This window comes from Jeotgalicoccus sp. FSL K6-3177, from assembly GCF_038050175.1.
Classification (GTDB): domain Bacteria; phylum Bacillota; class Bacilli; order Staphylococcales; family Salinicoccaceae; genus Jeotgalicoccus; species Jeotgalicoccus nanhaiensis.
In genome coordinates this window covers 1540941-1558627 of sequence record NZ_JBBOSK010000001.1, presented here as the reverse complement: position 1 = coordinate 1558627, position 17687 = coordinate 1540941, and the positions used below count along the sequence as shown (strand labels likewise).

Annotated in this window: 20 protein-coding genes; 14 read left to right on the top strand and 6 right to left on the bottom strand. The window is 42.8% G+C overall.

The window, feature by feature from the left end:
• Window positions 1–51 precede the first annotated feature (51 nt).
• From MHH58_RS07745 to MHH58_RS07735, 3 genes are all read left to right on the top strand, one after another.
• Complete coding sequence (locus tag MHH58_RS07745; RefSeq protein WP_341345539.1) at window positions 52–1179, top strand: cysteine desulfurase family protein; 1128 nt, start codon at window positions 52–54, stop codon at window positions 1177–1179.
• Window positions 1176–2378: a tRNA uracil 4-sulfurtransferase ThiI gene (gene thiI / locus MHH58_RS07740; RefSeq protein WP_341345538.1), complete on the top strand. Its 1203-nt coding sequence runs from the start codon at window positions 1176–1178 to the stop codon at window positions 2376–2378. The genes MHH58_RS07745 and thiI overlap by 4 nt, the downstream gene beginning before the upstream one ends.
• Before the next feature lie 81 nt (window positions 2379–2459).
• Complete coding sequence (locus MHH58_RS07735; RefSeq protein WP_341345537.1) at window positions 2460–2624, top strand: hypothetical protein; 165 nt, start codon at window positions 2460–2462, stop codon at window positions 2622–2624.
• Between the two features lie 326 nt (window positions 2625–2950).
• Here the strand turns inward: MHH58_RS07735 and MHH58_RS07730 are convergent, their stop codons facing one another.
• The gene (locus MHH58_RS07730) at window positions 2951–3334 is read right to left on the bottom strand and encodes a cytidine deaminase family protein (RefSeq protein ID WP_341345536.1); all 384 of its coding nucleotides are present in this window, start codon (window positions 3332–3334) and stop codon (window positions 2951–2953) included.
• Window positions 3335–3349: 15 nt separating this feature from the next.
• On the bottom strand, window positions 3350–4147 hold the full coding sequence (locus tag MHH58_RS07725; RefSeq protein WP_341345535.1) for an NAD kinase: 798 nt from the start codon (window positions 4145–4147) through the stop codon (window positions 3350–3352).
• A gap of 263 nt (window positions 4148–4410) precedes the next feature.
• Here MHH58_RS07725 and sppA point away from each other — a divergent pair, with 263 nt between their 5' ends.
• The 7 genes from sppA to MHH58_RS07690 all read left to right on the top strand — a co-directional run bounded on the left by sppA (window position 4411) and on the right by MHH58_RS07690 (window position 10073).
• Complete coding sequence (sppA, locus tag MHH58_RS07720) at window positions 4411–5412, top strand: signal peptide peptidase SppA (RefSeq protein ID WP_341345534.1); 1002 nt, start codon at window positions 4411–4413, stop codon at window positions 5410–5412.
• Window positions 5413–5424: 12 nt separating this feature from the next.
• Complete coding sequence (locus MHH58_RS07715; protein ID WP_341345533.1) at window positions 5425–6009, top strand: RDD family protein; 585 nt, start codon at window positions 5425–5427, stop codon at window positions 6007–6009.
• 103 nt (window positions 6010–6112) lie between these two features.
• Window positions 6113–7012 carry a class I SAM-dependent methyltransferase gene (locus tag MHH58_RS07710; protein WP_341345532.1) on the top strand — a complete coding sequence of 300 codons (900 nt, stop codon included), beginning with the start codon at window positions 6113–6115 and terminating at the stop codon, window positions 7010–7012.
• A 7-nt stretch (window positions 7013–7019) separates the two neighbouring features.
• Entirely contained in the window at window positions 7020–8210 is a 1191-nt protein-coding gene (locus MHH58_RS07705; protein WP_341346096.1) for an acetate kinase, read from the top strand.
• A gap of 240 nt (window positions 8211–8450) precedes the next feature.
• On the top strand, window positions 8451–8936 hold the full coding sequence (locus MHH58_RS07700; RefSeq protein ID WP_341345531.1) for a MepB family protein: 486 nt from the start codon (window positions 8451–8453) through the stop codon (window positions 8934–8936).
• 27 nt (window positions 8937–8963) lie between these two features.
• Window positions 8964–9467 (top strand): GNAT family N-acetyltransferase, encoded by a 504-nt coding sequence (locus MHH58_RS07695; protein ID WP_341345530.1) that lies wholly within the window; start codon window positions 8964–8966, stop codon window positions 9465–9467.
• Between the two features lie 87 nt (window positions 9468–9554).
• Complete coding sequence (locus MHH58_RS07690) at window positions 9555–10073, top strand: cysteine hydrolase family protein (RefSeq protein ID WP_341345529.1); 519 nt, start codon at window positions 9555–9557, stop codon at window positions 10071–10073.
• Window positions 10074–10390: 317 nt separating this feature from the next.
• Here MHH58_RS07690 and MHH58_RS07685 read toward each other — a convergent pair whose 3' ends face one another.
• A complete protein-coding gene (locus MHH58_RS07685) occupies window positions 10391–11446 on the bottom strand; it encodes an LLM class flavin-dependent oxidoreductase (RefSeq protein ID WP_341345528.1) in 1056 nt (351 codons plus the stop codon).
• 108 nt (window positions 11447–11554) lie between these two features.
• Entirely contained in the window at window positions 11555–12052 is a 498-nt protein-coding gene (locus MHH58_RS07680; RefSeq protein WP_115884134.1) for a universal stress protein, read from the bottom strand.
• A 143-nt stretch (window positions 12053–12195) separates the two neighbouring features.
• On the opposite strand from MHH58_RS07680, the gene ald reads away from it, so the two are divergent.
• Window positions 12196–13311, top strand: a complete 1116-nt coding sequence (gene ald / locus MHH58_RS07675; RefSeq protein WP_135098102.1) for an alanine dehydrogenase — start codon at window positions 12196–12198, stop codon at window positions 13309–13311.
• Between the two features lie 180 nt (window positions 13312–13491).
• On the opposite strand, the gene MHH58_RS07670 is transcribed toward ald, so the two are convergent.
• Window positions 13492–14067, bottom strand: coding sequence for a hypothetical protein (locus tag MHH58_RS07670; protein ID WP_341345527.1), 576 nt, complete (start codon window positions 14065–14067; stop codon window positions 13492–13494).
• A gap of 99 nt (window positions 14068–14166) precedes the next feature.
• On the opposite strand from MHH58_RS07670, the gene MHH58_RS07665 reads away from it, so the two are divergent.
• Together MHH58_RS07665 and MHH58_RS07660 are read left to right on the top strand one after the other, a co-directional pair.
• Window positions 14167–14856 (top strand): metal-dependent hydrolase, encoded by a 690-nt coding sequence (locus MHH58_RS07665; RefSeq protein WP_341345526.1) that lies wholly within the window; start codon window positions 14167–14169, stop codon window positions 14854–14856.
• A 106-nt stretch (window positions 14857–14962) separates the two neighbouring features.
• Window positions 14963–16225, top strand: a complete 1263-nt coding sequence (locus tag MHH58_RS07660; protein WP_135098096.1) for a DRTGG domain-containing protein — start codon at window positions 14963–14965, stop codon at window positions 16223–16225.
• 51 nt (window positions 16226–16276) lie between these two features.
• On the opposite strand, the gene MHH58_RS07655 is transcribed toward MHH58_RS07660, so the two are convergent.
• On the bottom strand, window positions 16277–16642 hold the full coding sequence (locus tag MHH58_RS07655; RefSeq protein WP_135098094.1) for a YtpI family protein: 366 nt from the start codon (window positions 16640–16642) through the stop codon (window positions 16277–16279).
• A 76-nt stretch (window positions 16643–16718) separates the two neighbouring features.
• Between MHH58_RS07655 and MHH58_RS07650 the strand changes: the two genes are divergently transcribed.
• Complete coding sequence (locus tag MHH58_RS07650; protein ID WP_135098092.1) at window positions 16719–17675, top strand: DHH family phosphoesterase; 957 nt, start codon at window positions 16719–16721, stop codon at window positions 17673–17675.
• The last annotated feature ends 12 nt before the right edge of the window (window positions 17676–17687 follow it).

The window sequence follows — 17687 nt, the reverse complement described above, 5'->3', positions numbered from 1 at the left end:
GACTTAGGATATGTCATATCCTAAGTCATTTTATGTGAGAGGTGAATTAGGATGATATATTTTGATAATGCGGCGACGACAGCACCTTACAAAGAGGCGCTTGAAACATATATAACAGCGAGCGAAAAATATTTTTACAATACAGCAAGTATTCATCAGAGCGGTAAAGATGCAGCGAAGCTGCTTGAAGCGGCTCGTGCTCAAATACTGGATCTGATGGGCTTGAAGACTTATGATTTAGTTTTTACAGCAAGTGCGACGGAAAGTAATAATATAGCGATTCAAAGTATGCTGAGACGGAAGAAACAGTTCGGCAGTACGATATTGATGAGTGAGCTCGAGCACCCGAGTATCGTCAACGTGCTGGAAGAAATGAAAAAGGATGGTTTTACGGTTAAGTATATTAATACCAACGAAGACGGTACGGTAAATTTAGATCATTTAAAATCATTGCTGGATAGCGATGTTGTTTTCGTAACAGTGATGGCGCTGAATAACATTATCGGCAGCATCCAGCCGATAGAAGAAATTATCCGGATGCTTAAAGACTATCCAAAAGTTCATTTCCATGTCGATGCGACTCAAGCGATTGGCAAGACGGACTTGAATTACAACGGTGTCGATACAATCAGTATTTCCGCCCATAAATTTAACGGAGTAAAAGGCATCGGGGGACTGTTTATAAGAGATCTCGCAACAATGAGACCTATCCAGTACGGCGGAGGGCATGAGTATAATGTCAGAAGCGGGACAGTCAATCTGCCAGGAGCGGTATCAATGTCTAAAGCGCTCCGTCTGACGCTCGGTGAGGCGCGTGAAGTAAAGGAAAGACTATCGCAATTTAATGAGAAAATAAGAACGGCTGTACAGGACCTCGAATTTATTTATCTTCAGCCGAAGGCAGCGTCTTATATCGTGAACATGTCATTTATCGGTGCAAAAGGCGAAGTAGTCGTAAACGCCTTATCAAAACGCGGTATTGCGGTGTCGACGACAAGCGCCTGCGCATCCAAACTGGCCACGTTGAACGAGACGCTGCTCGCCTTAAATAATGAAGATAAAATTATCGAAGGCAGCATCCGTATATCGATGGGGCGTCATACCACTGAAGACGATGTAAATAAATTGATTACAGCATTACGAGAGGTTTACGAAGAATTAGGAGATGTACTGAAATGAAATTTGATCATATATTAATACGCTACGGCGAACTGACCCTGAAAACAAAAAACAGAAAAATGTTTGTAAATGCACTTCGCGACCGGATGATGAAAGCATTGAAACAGTATGACGTACAAATTAAAGCGAATCGAGACCGCGCTTATATCGTTTTAAACGAAGAAGATCCGCATGAAATTATTGATAAACTGACTAATATCAGCGGTATTTTAAGCATGTCGCCGGTCGTCAGACTGGAAAAAACGGATGAGGCAATGAAGGAAACAGCTCTTAAATTTGCTAATGAAATTGAAGCGGGCCATTCTTTTAAAATAGAAGTGAAACGGGCGGACAAGCAGTATCATCTGGACACTTACGGCGTTCAGCAGCTGCTGGGCAACCATGTCTTCGAAAACACATCGCATCTTACAGTTAACGTCAAAAATCCAGATTATAAAATACTGGCAGAAATAAGACCAGATGCAATTTACATGTACTACGAAACGATTAAAGGACTTGGCGGCCTGCCGCTCGGCACCGGCGGCAAAGCGCTGCTCATGCTGTCAGGCGGAATTGACTCGCCGGTAGCGGGAATTGATATTATGCGCCGCGGTGTGGAAATCGAAGCGATTCACTTTCACTCTCCGCCTTACACGAGCCCGCAGGCGACTGACAAAGTTAAGGCACTCGTCGATATTATGAGTGAAAGAACGGGTTATGATATTAAACTTCACATCGTTCCGTTTACAGAACTGCAGACAACCTTGTATGACCGAATTCCGGATAACTTGTCGATGACTTCGACACGCCGTATTATGCTCCGCATCGCTGAAAAATTAACTAAGAAAATTGGCGGAGAAGCAGTCGTCAACGGTGAAAACCTCGGGCAGGTTGCTTCGCAGACCTTGACAAGCATGTACGCGATAAATGAAGTGACCACACTGCCGGTTCTCCGTCCGCTGCTCACTTTAGAGAAAAATGATATTGTGAAAATGGCAAAAAAAATGGGAACATATGAAACTTCCATTCTGCCATTTGAAGACTGCTGTACAATCTTTAAACCGAAAGCACCGAAGACGAAACCATCATTGGAATCGGTGAAGAAATTCGAAGACGTCGTTGACTTTGAACCGATGATTGAAAAAGCGATGGAAAATATCGAAGTATATATGCCGTCGAAAAAAGAAAAAATTGAAGATGACTTCAGCGATCTGCTGTAAGGCGTGTTATCCCCGGAAGATTGACTTCCGGGGATTTTTTATATAGCTTGAAACTAAACTGAGAATTAAAGGGGGAAATTTATGAGAAGTTTAGGATTCTTATGTCTGCTAGGTGTAATTTTGTTATTTGGTACACTGGCTTTGGATTTACATAACTTTGGTCTGTTGACTTACGGACTTGGATTCATTTTAACTATTCTGGCAGCGTATTTTTTTGCTAGAGATAATAAAACGCAGAGAAGGTAATTTCTTTTAATACTGAACCGCCGTCGTACTCGGGGTTCCGTTCAAGTCCAACGGCCAATCCCCGTCGTACTCGGGAGTCTTATTCAAGTCCAACGGCAAATCGCTGTCGTACTTGGGGTTCTGTTCAAGTCCAACGGCCGATCACCGTCGTAATCGGGAGCTAGTTCAAGTCCAACGGTAAACCGCCGTCGTACTCGGGGTCCCGTTCAAGTCCAACGGTAAATCGCCGTCGTACTCGGAAACCGTCGAAAATCGTTAATTCTCCAAAAAGCCACACAAAAAGGCAGATTCTCTTCGAAATCTGAGGGTCTGCCTTTTAAATTTGCTTATATATCCCAGCGCTCAGGAAGCAGCGCGCTCAAGGGAACAATTCTGTCTCCGGATACATGAACATTGCATTCATAATTTCTGTTATTTATCTGCACGATAAACTCCCTGCATCTGCCGCATGGCGGGAGTACACGGCCGTCACGGTGCACCGCGATAATTTCTTTAATGCGTGTTTCGCCTGCCGTAACCATCGCTGCAATTGCTGAATGTTCTGCGCAAAATCCGATGGAGCAGGCGACATCAATCGCAACGCCGGTGAATACATTATCATTTTCCGTCAAAAGTGCAGAAGCAACATAGCCGGCTTTGCCGTTTCGCGCAAGTTTTCTTGGGCGCAGCGTATTTTGTGCTATCTTATGCAAATCAAGATTTTCTGTCATATTCCTCCGCCGCCTTTACAGGAAATTCCTCTGTGTTTTGTGCCAGAATGTATTGTTGTGCAGCCTGATAGTTTTAATTGTTTTATCACTTAACTTGATGCTCACTTTTTCAGTATTCTGCACACTTAGCGCTTCATTGTCCATGCTCATAATCGGATAGTAATTATCGGACTGGTCGATAACTATTGTAATAGGACGCTCCTTCGACAGGAGAAAACTCGTGCCGAGTGTACGGTGATTATTATTATTGACACTGCCGAGTTCCGTTACCTGCATGGCATTAATCAGCGGATCAACTACAGCGCCGCCGAGCGATTTGTTATAGCCCGTAGAGCCGGTCGGTGTCGAAACAACGATACCGTCTCCGTTAAAATGTTCAAACAGAAAATTTTCTATGTAAATATCCATCATAATTGTGCGGACCAGGCTCGAACGAAGCGTAAATTCGTTCAGACAGTAATTGGGCTGATTATTATTTACTTTTACTTCGATCACAGGATAGTTGCGCATCTCGAAGTTATTCAGATTAAATACCTGTCTGATTTCAGCCAGATTATGGTAGTTGAAGTCCACATACATATAATTGCGTTCTTCAATACCGATGCCGATGTACATACAGTCGTTTCTGAAATCATTTTTTCTGACCGCCTGTAAAAAGGCGCCGTCTCCGCCAATTGATGCAACAATACTCGCGTCATTACAATTATCGACAGTTTTAATTCCGAGATCATCAAACAGGTTCACGAGATCGCTGACAATTTTTTTAGAATTTTTATTACTGGGTTCAAAGAAATAAATAGTGTTATTTACCATATTTAAAGTACTCCTATATCTAAATAATTGTTTTATCGATTTTAGTTAAAATTAAATAATATAATTATTTCAAATTATATACTAATGAATAATTTTATGCATGACTATCGTTTAAATATAAGTCTTCACAGCATATCTTGTGTCTTGTCAAAAACGATAAAATCTCTACTGTAATTTGAAGATAAAATTTTCCGGCTGTGAGGCGAAACGTATTTAAAAAAATGTTATCATAAAATGGACTTTTAAAAATAGGAGGATCTTTCATGAAAAGAATTATCGCTTTAGTTTCAGCAATCGCGCTTGTGATACTCGGTCTCGGCACGTCGTTTATGACATCGCTGTGGGCGAGTGACTGGCAGGATATGTTCGATGACTTTTCAGATTCAGGAGCACCGATTTCCCAGGTGCTTGAAGAAGGGGATGCAGGCAGTAAAATTGCCGTCGTAAATTTTGACGGCGTGATTCAGGATACAGGTTCTATGGGCGGCGGAATGTTCGCAACAGAAGGTTACGACCACCCGATGACAATCCAGGCCTTAAAAGATATTGCAGCTGATGATACATACAGTGCAGTATTGCTGAATGTTAACTCACCGGGCGGCGGTGTCTTCGAAAGTGCAGAGATACATAAGTATTTAATGGAAATTAAAGAAAGCGGCAAGACAATTTACAGTTCGATGGGGAATATGGCAGCGTCCGGCGGCTACTACGTATCTGCACCGGCTGATCAGATTTTCGCCACTGATGAAACAATAACAGGTTCAATCGGTGTTATTATGCAGAGCATGAACTACAGTGAACTTGCTGAAAACTTCGGCATTTCTTTCGATGTGTACAAGAGCGGCAAGATGAAAGATATGATGTCCGCTTCACGCGAAGCTACTGAAGAAGAGCAGGATTACCTGCAGAGCATTGTCGATACGATGTTCCAGGATTTTGTTGATGTGGTAGCTGACGGCCGCGGCATGTCAGAAGAACAGGTAAGAGAGCTTGCTGACGGCAGAATTTACCTCGGCGGCGAAGCAATTGAAAATGGACTGGTTGACCAGGAAGGCTACTTTGACGATGCACTGGCTGCCTTGAAAGAAGAAATCGGCGGGACACCGCAGGTAGTTGAATTCGGCGGCGCGCAAACGACGTCATTCCCGTTCGGTGTTAAAGTCCAGAACGCTCTTGAAAGTATTACCGGCGGCGGAGAAGTTAAAATGGTTCAGGAACTGATTAACAACCGTCAGGGTGCCGAACCGATGTATCTATATGAATAAGGAGGGGTATCGATGGAAGAGACTAACGGAATTGTAAGAAAAGATACCGATTATATCCAGCAGCTGGAATATATGACCCACGCTGCCTTTTTCCCGAGATTCGTCAGCTATCTTATAGATATTATCGTCCTTTGGGCTGTGGCTCAGCTGACAATCGTGCCAGTTCTGACTATGCTCGGTGTTAGAGATGTCTTTTTCGGCATCGAAGCATTGTCGCTTGAAAATATCTCGACGACACTCTTGTATTTTATCTACTTTACACTGATGACTTACTTCTTTAAGCAGACACTCGGCAAAATGATATTAGGCATCAGCGTTATTTCTTCAAAAGGAAAGAAACTGACTTTTTCTCAGGTGTTTTTCAGGGAAACAGTCGGCAGAATCATTTCGAATACTTTATTGTATTTACCATACCTTGCAGTGCTGTTTACCGATTCAAAAATCGGACTGCATGACTTTATCGCTGACACGTACGCGGTGAATAATAAGTACAAGGCTTACGGTGATGCTATTAAAAGTGAAATGACTCCGGAGAATGCACAGAAGCTGCAGGAGAAAGAAGAATTCAGCACCGCATCAAAACGCAACTTCCAATAGAACCCGATGTTAAGTAATTGAAGCGGCGGGGACGATATAATATAATCAGGTAACTAGGACTATCCTAAATGGATAGTCCATATTTTTTTAAAGAGGGATATAAATGGCGAAAACTAAGATGGAACAAGTATATGAAGAACTGAATACCAGAATAGATGAGATTGTTAAAAAAGATGAAAAACCGAGACTGGAAGCACTTGCTGAAAGCCTGCTGCAGGTAAATGCGGAAGGTTCTTTAAGCGACCTCAGAAAAGCTTTTCAGTTTTCCTATCTGAACCAGGTCAAAGAAGAGCCGGTGCAGAGCAACCACCAGCTGACACCGGACGCGATCGGCTACCTCGTTGCACATATTATCGATTTATTTACTGCAGGCAAAGAAACTGAACTGCTCGATATCGGCAGCGGTACAGGGCATCTTGCGATGACAGTTAAGGAAATGGTCGATAATGTAAACTTGTCCGGGGTTGAAGTTGATCCGGCACTCGCGGAAATTAACGCAAACCTGTGCGAATTTTTAAAAGTGCCGATGTATATTCATCCGCAAAACGTCATTGAACCGAGCAGAATTCCGTCAGGTGATATCGCGATTGGCGATCTGCCTGTAGGGTATTACCCGCTGCCTGCTGCCAATTACAAGACAGCCTTTGAAGAAGGACAGAGCTATGCGCATCTTTTAATGCTTGAAGCGGGTATGAATTTAGTGAAAGACGACGGCCTCGGGGTCTTTATCGTACCGTCGAATATGCTGGAAGAAAATAACGAAACGATTAAAAAATATATTTCTGAAGATGCGACACTGCTGATGTTTTTAAATCTGCCGGCAACGATTTTCAAAACTGAAAAACAGCGGAAATCAATTATTGTGCTGAAGAAAGGTTTCTCGCCTCTTGTTAACAACGAAGTATTAATCGGCGATGTGCCTGACTTTAAAAATGCTGCGAAAATGCAGGAATTTTTACGTCAGCTGAACGACTGGTATGAACAGTACAGCGGAAAGCAGTGATAACACCATGACAAAAATACTTGCGATAAATGCCGGCAGTTCGTCTTTTAAGTTCGAGCTCTTTAATATGCCTGAAGAAACTGAAATTGCACGCGGGCTGGTTGAACGCATTGGTCTTTCCGGCGGGAAATTCACCTTGAACAGCGAAGGCGGCCGCGAAATAATTGAAAGAGATTTTAGAAATCATAAAGAAGCAGTTAACGTGATGCTGGAAACTCTAGTGGATAAAAATCTTATCCAATCAATCGAAGATATTGACGGTACCGGCCACCGTGTAGTGCACGGCGGAGAAACATTTACCGATGCCGTTGTTATCGATGAAGCAGTTACCAGAGAAATCGAGAAGCTGTCTGAATTTGCGCCGCTCCATAACCCGGCTAACCTCATGGGGATTCAGGCGATGATGGAGCTGCTGCCTGACGTGACTCATGTCGCAGTATTTGATACATCCTTCCATCAGACGATGCCGGAAAGTTCTTATCTGTACAGCCTGCCTTATAAGTATTATAAAGACTACCGCATCCGTAAATTCGGCTTCCACGGCACGAGTCATAAATATGTGACGAATCGTGCCGGCGAGCTGTTAAAACGTCCGCTTGAGGAACTGCGTCTGATCAGCTGCCACCTCGGTAACGGAGCGAGTATCGCTGCAGTTAAAGCAGGCGAGTCGCTGGACACATCGATGGGCTTTACCCCGCTCGCTGGTGTGACGATGGGAACGCGCTCGGGTAACATCGACCCGTCACTCATCCCTTACATAATGGAAAAAACCGATAAAAGTGCAGTGGAAGTGCTGAACGTGCTGAACAAAGAATCCGGTCTGCTTGGTGTCAGCGGATTTTCAAGCGATTTAAGAGACATTACTGAAGAAGCGAAAAATGGCAATGAACGTGCTGAACTGGCACTCGAGGTATTCAGCTCGAGCATCCATAAATATATGGGCTCCTATGCTGCCCGCATGGGCGGTGTGGATGCGATAATATTTACAGCGGGTGTCGGGGAGAACTCTGCACTGATCCGTGAAAAAGTATTGGACAGTCTCGAATTTATGGGAGTTTATCTGGATAAAAAAACGAACAATGAAACCGTCGGTATTGAAGCGACAATCAGTCATTCCTATTCACCGGTTAAGGTGCTGGTGATCCCGACGGATGAAGAAGTGATGATAGCAAGAGAAGTCTTGGGTAAGATGGCTTAGTACGAATGGCTGGAATTATACATTGTTAAATTTTCATTTGCCGCTTTCATCGGATAGTGATGGAGGCGGCTTTCTATTTTTAAAAAGAAAAAAAGCTCATGTCCGCTTGAAACACCTCTTGGATATCTCAAGCAGACACAAGCTCTACCTAAAGTTAATTTTACTATATATATTTTAAGTGTTCAAGTAATGTCATGCAGTTCAAAGGAAGATACTAGAAATAAAGGATGAGATGAACTTATGTTTGAATCTGTAAGACTGACTAATCAAATACTAAATGAACTGGGATTTTCTGAAGTAAACGATGTTGAAATTGAACCATTGAATATTGAGTATGAAAGCTGCCTTTTTTATATAGATCAAAAGAAGTACAGAAGCAGAAGAGCAAAAAAGACACCAAATAAAAAAGGTTATTTTACTGTATTTTGGATAAAAGACGATAATAATAAAAACCGGCCGTACAATTGGGAGGAAACTCCCGGGAAAATAATAATTACTTTTATAGACGAGGATAAAAAAGGCCAATTTATATTTCCGAAGGAAGTTTTATCGGAAAGAAATATTATTACAACAGATAATAAGAAAGGCAAGATGGCTTTAAGAGTTTATCCACCTTTCGAAACCTCACTGAATAAAACGGCTGAACAGACTCAGAAATGGCAAAGTGACTATTTTATTGATTTGACGGATAGTATTAATAAAACAAAATTTAGTGAGTTATATTAAAAATAAACAGAAAGGGTGATCTTTATTATGAAAATCAGAGCGCTCGAAGAAACAGATTTGGAGTTTGTCCATCAGCTGAATAATGAATATTCGATTATGTCCTACTGGTTTGAAGAGCCGTATGAATCACTGACCGAATTAAAACATCTATATAAAAAACATTTGATTGACGATGATGAGAGAAGATTTGTCATTGAGGACGACGGAGTACTGGCGGGAATTGTCGAGCTGGTTGAGATCAACTACATCCACAGAAACTGTGAAATCCAAATTATCGTGCAGCCGGAATTTAACGGCAGAGGCTATGCGAAATTTGCCTTCCGAGAATGTCTGGCATACGCCTTCGATATTTTGAATATGCACAAAGTCTATCTGTATGTCGATACGGACAATGAAAAAGCAGCTCATATATACAAAAAGAGCGGCTTTACGATAGAAGGAACTTTAAAAGAACAATTTTATACTAAAGGAGAATATCAGGACGCCTATCTGATGGGGCTGTTAAAACGCAATTGGCACCGGGGAGACTAACCAGTTCTTATGGGCTGTTTTTTTAATTCGGAAAAATAGGGTATAGAACAAGAGATAACTCTAAATTGTTTAGACAGGAGTGTAATTATGCTTGTAGTAATAGATGTTCAAAATGACACTTTTGATGAAAGAGGAAGCAACTTTGCGGAATGGTCCAAGGTCATTGAAGAGGGTGTCGCAAAAAGAATTGATCAAGCAATAGAGGATAACGAATCTATTATCTATACAAAAAATTTGTATCCCGATTTTGAATACGATGAACGCTCCGCAGAATCCATTCATTTTGATGAAGCCATATATCCGAAATTCTACAAACGGCTTGAGGATTACGGTGACGAATACACGAAAACTTTTTACGGCATTCCGCCGAACCAGGCGCAGAATATTTACGAAAATTATAGAGATGAAGTCGAGACGAACCAGATCATTGAATTTATCGGTGTCGAAACAAACGTCTGTGTCCTCGCAAATATTATGGTGATTCAAAATATTTTCCCGGAAGCGAATATTACGGTGAATAAAAAACTTGTGGCCGCAGCAAGCGATGACCTGCACGATAAAACGCTTGAAGTACTGTCGAATATGAATGTATTTGTAGTGGAATAAAGACTCGGGACAATGAATGTCCTGAGTTTTTTTGTTCTATGGGAAGTTAGGGGGGGTGGATGCCCATGTGGTTTTGACATGGGCATTTAAACGGTGTTGGATTCCCATGTGGTTTTGACATGGTCATTTAAAAGGTGTTGGATTGCCATGTAGTTTTGACATGGGTATTTAAACGGTGCTGGATTCCCATGTGGTTTTGACATGGGCAATTAAACAGTGCTGGATGCCCACCTAACTTGAACATGGGCACCCAACCAGCAAAAGTATCTCACCGCACATAAAAAAAGAGGATATCGCTCCGATATCCTCTTGAAACACTATTTATTTCTCTCGGCTTTTATCTTCTCAACGCCTTCACGCACGAGTGGTGCAACTTTTTCGCCAAACAGCTCAATCGTTTTAAGCACCTGCTCGTGCGGCATTGTACCGACCGGTGTCTGAAGTGTAAAGCGCTCAACGCCCATATGTTCATATAAGGCGATAATTTTTCTTGCCACAGTTTCGGGACTGCCAACGTACAAAGCACCTTCCGGATCGCACATATTATCGAAGGCTTCTCTCGTATACTGTCCCCAGCCGCGTTCGCGGCCGAGCTTTGACATCGAACTTGAAATTGCTGGAAAGAACAGGTCGCGTGCTTCATCGTCTGTATCCCATATGAATCCGTGTGAGTTTGTTGCGACTTTCAATTTGCTTTTATCGTGTCCTGCTGCTTCACCGATTTGACGGTAAAAGTCAGCGATCCTTGCAAACTGAAAAGGGCTGCCGCCGATTATCGCGAGGACTAAAGGCAGTCCGAGTTCTCCGGCGCGTTTAGCGGATTGCGGTGTACCGCCGCTTGCAATCCAAATCGGAATTTCATCCTGCACTGGTTTTGGGAAAATTTCAGCATTTTCTAAAGCCGCTCTGTGCGTTCCGGACCAGTTAATCTTTCCGCCTTTTTGCAGAGTCAGAAGCAGATCCAGCTTTTCATTAAACAGTGTATCGTAATCGTTTAAATTGTAGCCGAACAGCGGAAACGATTCGATAAACGACCCGCGTCCTGCCATTATTTCAGCACGGCCGCCTGAAATTCCGTCTAAAGTCGAAAAACGTTCATAAACGCGTACCGGATCATCCGAAGACAGAACGGTCACACCGCTAGACAGACGGATATTTTTAGACACTGCTGCGCCCGCTGCGAGTACGACATCCGGTGCACTGACTGCATAATCATTTCTGTGATGTTCCCCGATTGAAAACACATCGAGACCGGCGCGGTCAGCTGTTTCTATTTCGCGCACGAGTTCCTGCAGACGTTCTGCATGGGATATTGTTTTTCCGGTTTGAGGATCAAAAACCGCATCTCCAAACGTATTAATTCCAAGTTCCATAAGTAACCTCCGGTTATAAATTTGAATTCAGTGTAGCTGATATTCTTCAAATAAAAAAGTAATGAGCTCGAAAGCCCATTACTTTAATATAAATCATTCAATTTAACATTAGCGATTTTGTTCAATAAATTCTTCAGTCGCTACCATAGGCTCAAAGTCCGTAGGTAATGTTTCAGTGCGGACAACCAGCACGTCACATTTAGCGTTTCTTACGATAGCTTCAGAAACCGAACCGATAATAAAACGTTCTACAGCGTTCAAACCAGTCGATCCGCAGGCGATTAAGTCTGCGCCGATTTTTTCTACGGCTTTTTTAGGAATGATTGATTTAGGTGAACCATAGTCGATGATTTTCTCTACATGTTCAACACCTTTATCTAATGCGACTTTCTCATATCCGTCCAGCAATTTTTGCGCAAATTCGTTGGCACGTGCTGAAATTGAACGGTCGTACGCTTCAACAGACGCGAAAGAGCGAGTATCGATAACGTTGATAATAGAAAGTTTCGCGTTGTTACGTTTCGCAGCTTCGACTGCTTTCTGGAATGCCCATTCTGCTTCGTGTGATCCGTCTACTGCAACTAGGATGTTTTGATATTGTAACATTTAAAATCAACTCCATTTCCTCTTCTTAGTTATATTATACCACATGTATGCGCTCTCAAAACTTTAAATATTGAGACAATTATAGACCAAATTGTGACTTATTGTGATACAATATATTTGTTTGAATAAAGGGGGATTTGGAAATGATTATTGGTATACCGAAAGAAGTAAAAAACAACGAAAACAGAGTCGGTTTAACACCGGGCGGCGTTTACGCTTTCGTGCAGGCCGGACATACTGTTCGCGTAGAAAAAAATGCAGGCAGCGGTTCTTATTTTGAAGATGAAGCATACATTGAAATGGGTGCAGAAATCGTCGGTACTGCAGCTGAAGCCTGGGATTCAGAAATGGTTGTAAAAGTAAAAGAACCATTAGCCGAGGAATTCGATCTTATTAAAGAAGAATCTATTTTGTTTACATACTTGCACCTTGCTCCGGAAGAAGCTTTAACTCAAGTGCTTGTCGATAAAAAAGTAACGGCAATTGCCTATGAAACGATTCAGCTGCCGGACGGCTCGCTGCCCCTTCTGGCGCCGATGAGTGAAGTCGCTGGACGCATGGCACCGCAGGTCGGCGCTGAGCATCTGAAAAGCATCAACGGCGGAAAAGGTATTCTTCTCAGCGGAGTTCCGGGGGTAGAAAAAGCTAAAGTGACTATCGTCGGCGGGGGAGCTGCAGGTACGAACGCTGCTAAAATGGCAGTCGGCCTCGGTGCGGACGTAACAATTTTAGACTTGAATCCAAAACGCTTAAGAGAACTCGATGACTTATTCGGTCCGCGCGTACAGACATTAATGTCAACGCCTTTAAACATTAAAGACTCCGTAGAATCGAGTGATTTAGTAATTGGTGCAGTATTAATTCCGGGAGCGAGAGCACCGAAACTTGTCACTGAGGAAATGATTAAAAATATGGCGCCGGGCTCTGTAATCGTCGATATCGCAATCGATCAGGGCGGTATTTTTGAAACGACTGATAAGATTACAACCCACGATGACCCGACCTATGTGAAGCACGGTGTGATTCATTATGCAGTAGCAAACATGCCGGGAGCTGTACCGCGTACATCAACAAACGCACTGACAAACGCAACACTTCAGTACGGACTCTTGATTGCCAACAACGGCTACAAAGAAGCACTAGTTAAAAACCCTGTTATTGCAGGCGGATTTAACACCTTCCAAGGTCATGTAACTTATGAAGCAGTTGCAGAAGCTCAAAACAGAGAGTACGTCAGCATTCACGATTTACTGAAATAAAATAAGGAATGGCAGCCGTCGCAGCTGCCATTTTTATTTGAAATGAGATTCCATGAACGTTGTTAATTTAACAAAGTACATGCAGCACCTTCCATGAACGTTGTCGATTTAATAAAGTACATACAGCAGTTTCTATGAACGTTGTCACTTCAACAAAGTACATACACTAGATAAAACGCTCTATTTATCAATCACAGTAACATCAAACGGAATACTTTTCTTTAAATCCTCGAGCTGTTCAGTCCGGACCAGCGGAATAATCGACAGCCGCTTCTTCACGTGCATTTTTAATTTCGCAAGAGGCTGCAGTTCTTTAAAGTTTCTAATATCAATCTCCCGGAGGTCGTATATCACCCCGGACACGTCATGATCGATAAAAATCTCGGCGAGACGGCTGTGCAAAAAGTAGGGAACTTTCGTAAAGGACGGCCCGATGATAAAGTGCTTGTTCCTGATTTCATTCGACAGAGTTTCGATAAGCGCAGTATCCACATCGTGAAAGTCGCGTGTAAATATCTGGTCGACAATAAAACCGTCGGCTGCAGTTTCTCCGCGTATCGTTTCAATCAGTGTATTTTCAATCATGAAGTCGTTCGTCTCATGGAAGTTGTTTATCGCTATATAAATTTCGCCGGCTGGTGTAAGTGCGCGCTGCATGGCCGGCAGTGTTAAATTAGGTGTGTTAAAGTCAGGGTAGGCAAAGAGTGCAGCGTCAGCTTCCATACTGAGTGTATGTGTTAAATAAATATGTTTCATCGTATCGTCTCCTTATATGCAAAATGTCATTTTGATGATTATTAAAATGTATTTACGGGAATAGACTATTATTAATAATTTTAAACAGGAGTGGTAATTTTGACTGTAAAATTTCATGGACACGCGGTGCTTTCGTTCAATAATAATGACACGGATGTCATTATCGACCCGTTTATTAACGGCAACGATTTAACAGATTTAACGGTTGAGAACATTAAAGCTGATTATATTATACTAACACACGGCCACAATGACCATGTGGGCGATACAATTGAAATCGCTAAAAATAATAACGCGACAGTAATCGCACCTGTGGAACTCGCGGCTTATGTAGAATCACAAGGCGTGGAAAATACTGTCGGCATGAATGTCGGCGGGGAAGGCGAGTACGACTTCGGTAAAGTGAAATTCGTTCACGCATTCCACACGTCAAGCTATACAGATGGCGAAGGCGTAACCCATTACACAGGTGAGCCAATGGGCTTAATTTTAACAATTAACAATAAGAAAGTTTACGTTACAGGCGACACCGGTCTGTTCGGCGATATGGAACTCATTGCTAAAAGAAATGGACCGATTGATGTATGCTTTATTCCAATCGGCGACCACTTTACTATGGGCATCGACGATGCGGCTTACGCAATTAACGAACTGATTAAACCGACGATTGCTGTGCCGGTGCACTTCGATACCTTCCCGCCGATTAAGCAGGACCCGGAAGAATTTAAAGACAAAGTCAGAACGGTCTGCCAGGTGCTGAAACCGGGCGAAGCAGTCCAGTACTCATAGAAAGATGAAGGAAACTCTCTCAGCAGAGTTTCCTTTTTTCTTTTATACACACAGATTATTCGTGCTATGATAAATTTAACGGGAAATAAAGAAATTGGGTGAAGACATGTCGAAACATGAAGATATATTAAAATACATAAGAGGACTCAGAGAGGGCAGCAGTTTATCCGTCAGACAAATCTCAGGCTATATGGGCGTCTCGCTAGGCACGAGCTACCGTGCGATTAAACAGGCTGAGCAGGACGGTCTTGTGAAGACGGTGGAGAGAGTCGGCACCTTCCGCATCGTCCAGCGCGAAGTAAAAAGCCACGGTAAAATTATGTTCAGGGAAGTCAACCGCGTAATCCAGGGAACCGTTCTTTCCGGAGATAACTACCTCGATAAAGAGATTTCGAGAATATTAATCGGGGCGATGCAGACGGAAGATCTCGTAAAATATTTAGAACCGAACGGTCTGTTAATCGTCGGCAACCGTGAGAAGTCCCAGCGGAAGGCACTGGAAAATGGTGTCGGCTTATTAATTACCGGCGGCTTCGGCACCGGGGAAGAAATCCTGAAACTGGCGGAAGAAAAACAGCTGCCGGTTATTTCCACGACTCACGACTCGTTTACGTGTGCATCGATTATACACAGGGAAGTGTACAGCCTGTCGCTGTCGCAGAACATCGTTACCGCCGGCAGCCTGATGGTAAAACAGGAACAGTACACGATTGATATAAATGAACTCGGCACGGAAATTCATCCCGAAGATAAAAACATGATTCTCTTAAACGGCAACCGTTTCGTCGGAGCCATCCGTTCGAAATATCTCGATGAAATGACGAAGGATAACTATACTTCTTATTTGCTGCCGGATTACAGTGCAGAAGAGGATACGACGCTCCTGTCCCTTCGGCAGATTATGAGCTGGCATCAGCTGAATATAATTCCGGTGGTGGAGTCCGGTGATTACAGAGGCATCGTCCACCGGAGAGAAGTGTTTAAAAATATATCATCGAGAAACTTAAAATCGGGCATGTCGACAGATCAGCTGATCGACAGGGAAATTAAAATCGACAGCAATAAAATCAATATCCGGGTCATGCCGTTTATGGCGGACGAATACGGTTCGCTGTCGCAGGCAAACTTTATGCGCCTCGCGGAGCGTTTAATACTCGTTGTGCTTCAGGAGAATGATATTCACAGCTATCACATCGATACTTACAACATCATGAACTTTAAAATTGTACAGCTATATCAGGAAATAGAACTGACCGGTGAAATTATCGACCGGGGCGAGCAGTTTATCCGTCTGGAAATCATCCTCAACGTTCAGGGAACTGCATATTCCAAGGCGACCTTCATGATTCAGCATTTCAACGAAAAATAAAAAACATCCTGCTGTAAAATTTACAGCGGGATGCTTTTCTATGTATTGCTTTTATTTTTTGCGTTTGGCTTTGTTCGCTTTCATCGCTTCAAACTCTTTCCATGCCTGCTCTTCAATGGGCAGATTTCCCTTGAAGTATTTCCGCGCTTTATTAAAGTAAAACAGCTGGTAGGCACCGAGCAGCACGAACAGGCCGCCGATTAAATAAGCAACGGCAGTGTGGAACTGGACTATTGAGTTCAAACCGAACGCGATGAGAAACAGGGCAAGCCATATTCTCGCAATACTGTTATAATACGCGCCTCTGACGTCGCGGATTGTCCGTATCTTTCTGACTTTGAAAACCACAAAAAGAATAAAGGTAAAGACAATCGCTGTGACGAGAAATGACACGGCAAGCGTGTACAAGAATTCCATACGTTACAACTCCAATCTCTAATGTAGTATAATTGATTGATGAATGTAAGTAAATTAATATTGAGGAGTTTCGCCATTGTTTAATAAATTAACCGGACATTTAAATGACTTAAACACATATGCCAAAGACGTACTGGAACTGATAGAATCACACGATGAAATTGTTATACTGAGACATCAGAAACCGGATCCCGATGCCTACGGTGCTCAGCTCGGTCTTCGTGCATATTTACAAAATAAATATCCTGATAAAAGTATCAAGGCGCTCGGAAGCGGCGAGCCGTCACTTGAGTTTTTAGGAGAAATGGACCGCGTGAGTACAATTGAGCGGCCGCTGGTTATTGTCGTGGATACGGGAAACAAAGAACGCATTGACGGCACGCTCGACTACGCAGAAAAAATCGTCAAAATTGACCATCACCCGAATGTCGAATTGTACGGTGACGTGTCGATTGTTGAGACGGATGTATCATCTGCGAGCGAACTGATTTATCTCTTAATCGACAGATGGGACAGCTCAGCTATGAACGATGAAGCCGCAGCTTTGTTTTATATGGGAATCGTCGGTGACACGGGCAGATTTTTATACAATAATACGAGTGCTCTGACGCATGCAGTCGCATCCAAGCTGAAAGAGTTTAATTTCGATGCTGCGGATTTGAACAATCAGATGCATAAATCTTCTAAAAATAAATTTAAATATAAAGGTTATTTAATTAATAATGCAGTGTTTACGGATTCCGGCATCGCTTATGTGTACGTGCCGAAATCAGTCATGGAAGAATACGACTTAAGCGTCAGCGAAGCGGGACTGGATGTAAATATCTTCAGGGAAATTGAAGATGTGAAAGTATGGTTCATCGCACTGGAAGGTGACGGTGAAATCCGCGTCCGCCTCCGTTCAAAAGAGGTCGTAATCAACGATGTCGCTGCGATGTTCGACGGCGGCGGCCATCCGCTCGCTTCAGGCGTCCGTGTCAAAAACATGGATATGCTTAAAGAACTGCTTGTGAAAATTGAAGAAAAATTGTAAGAGTAGGTGTTT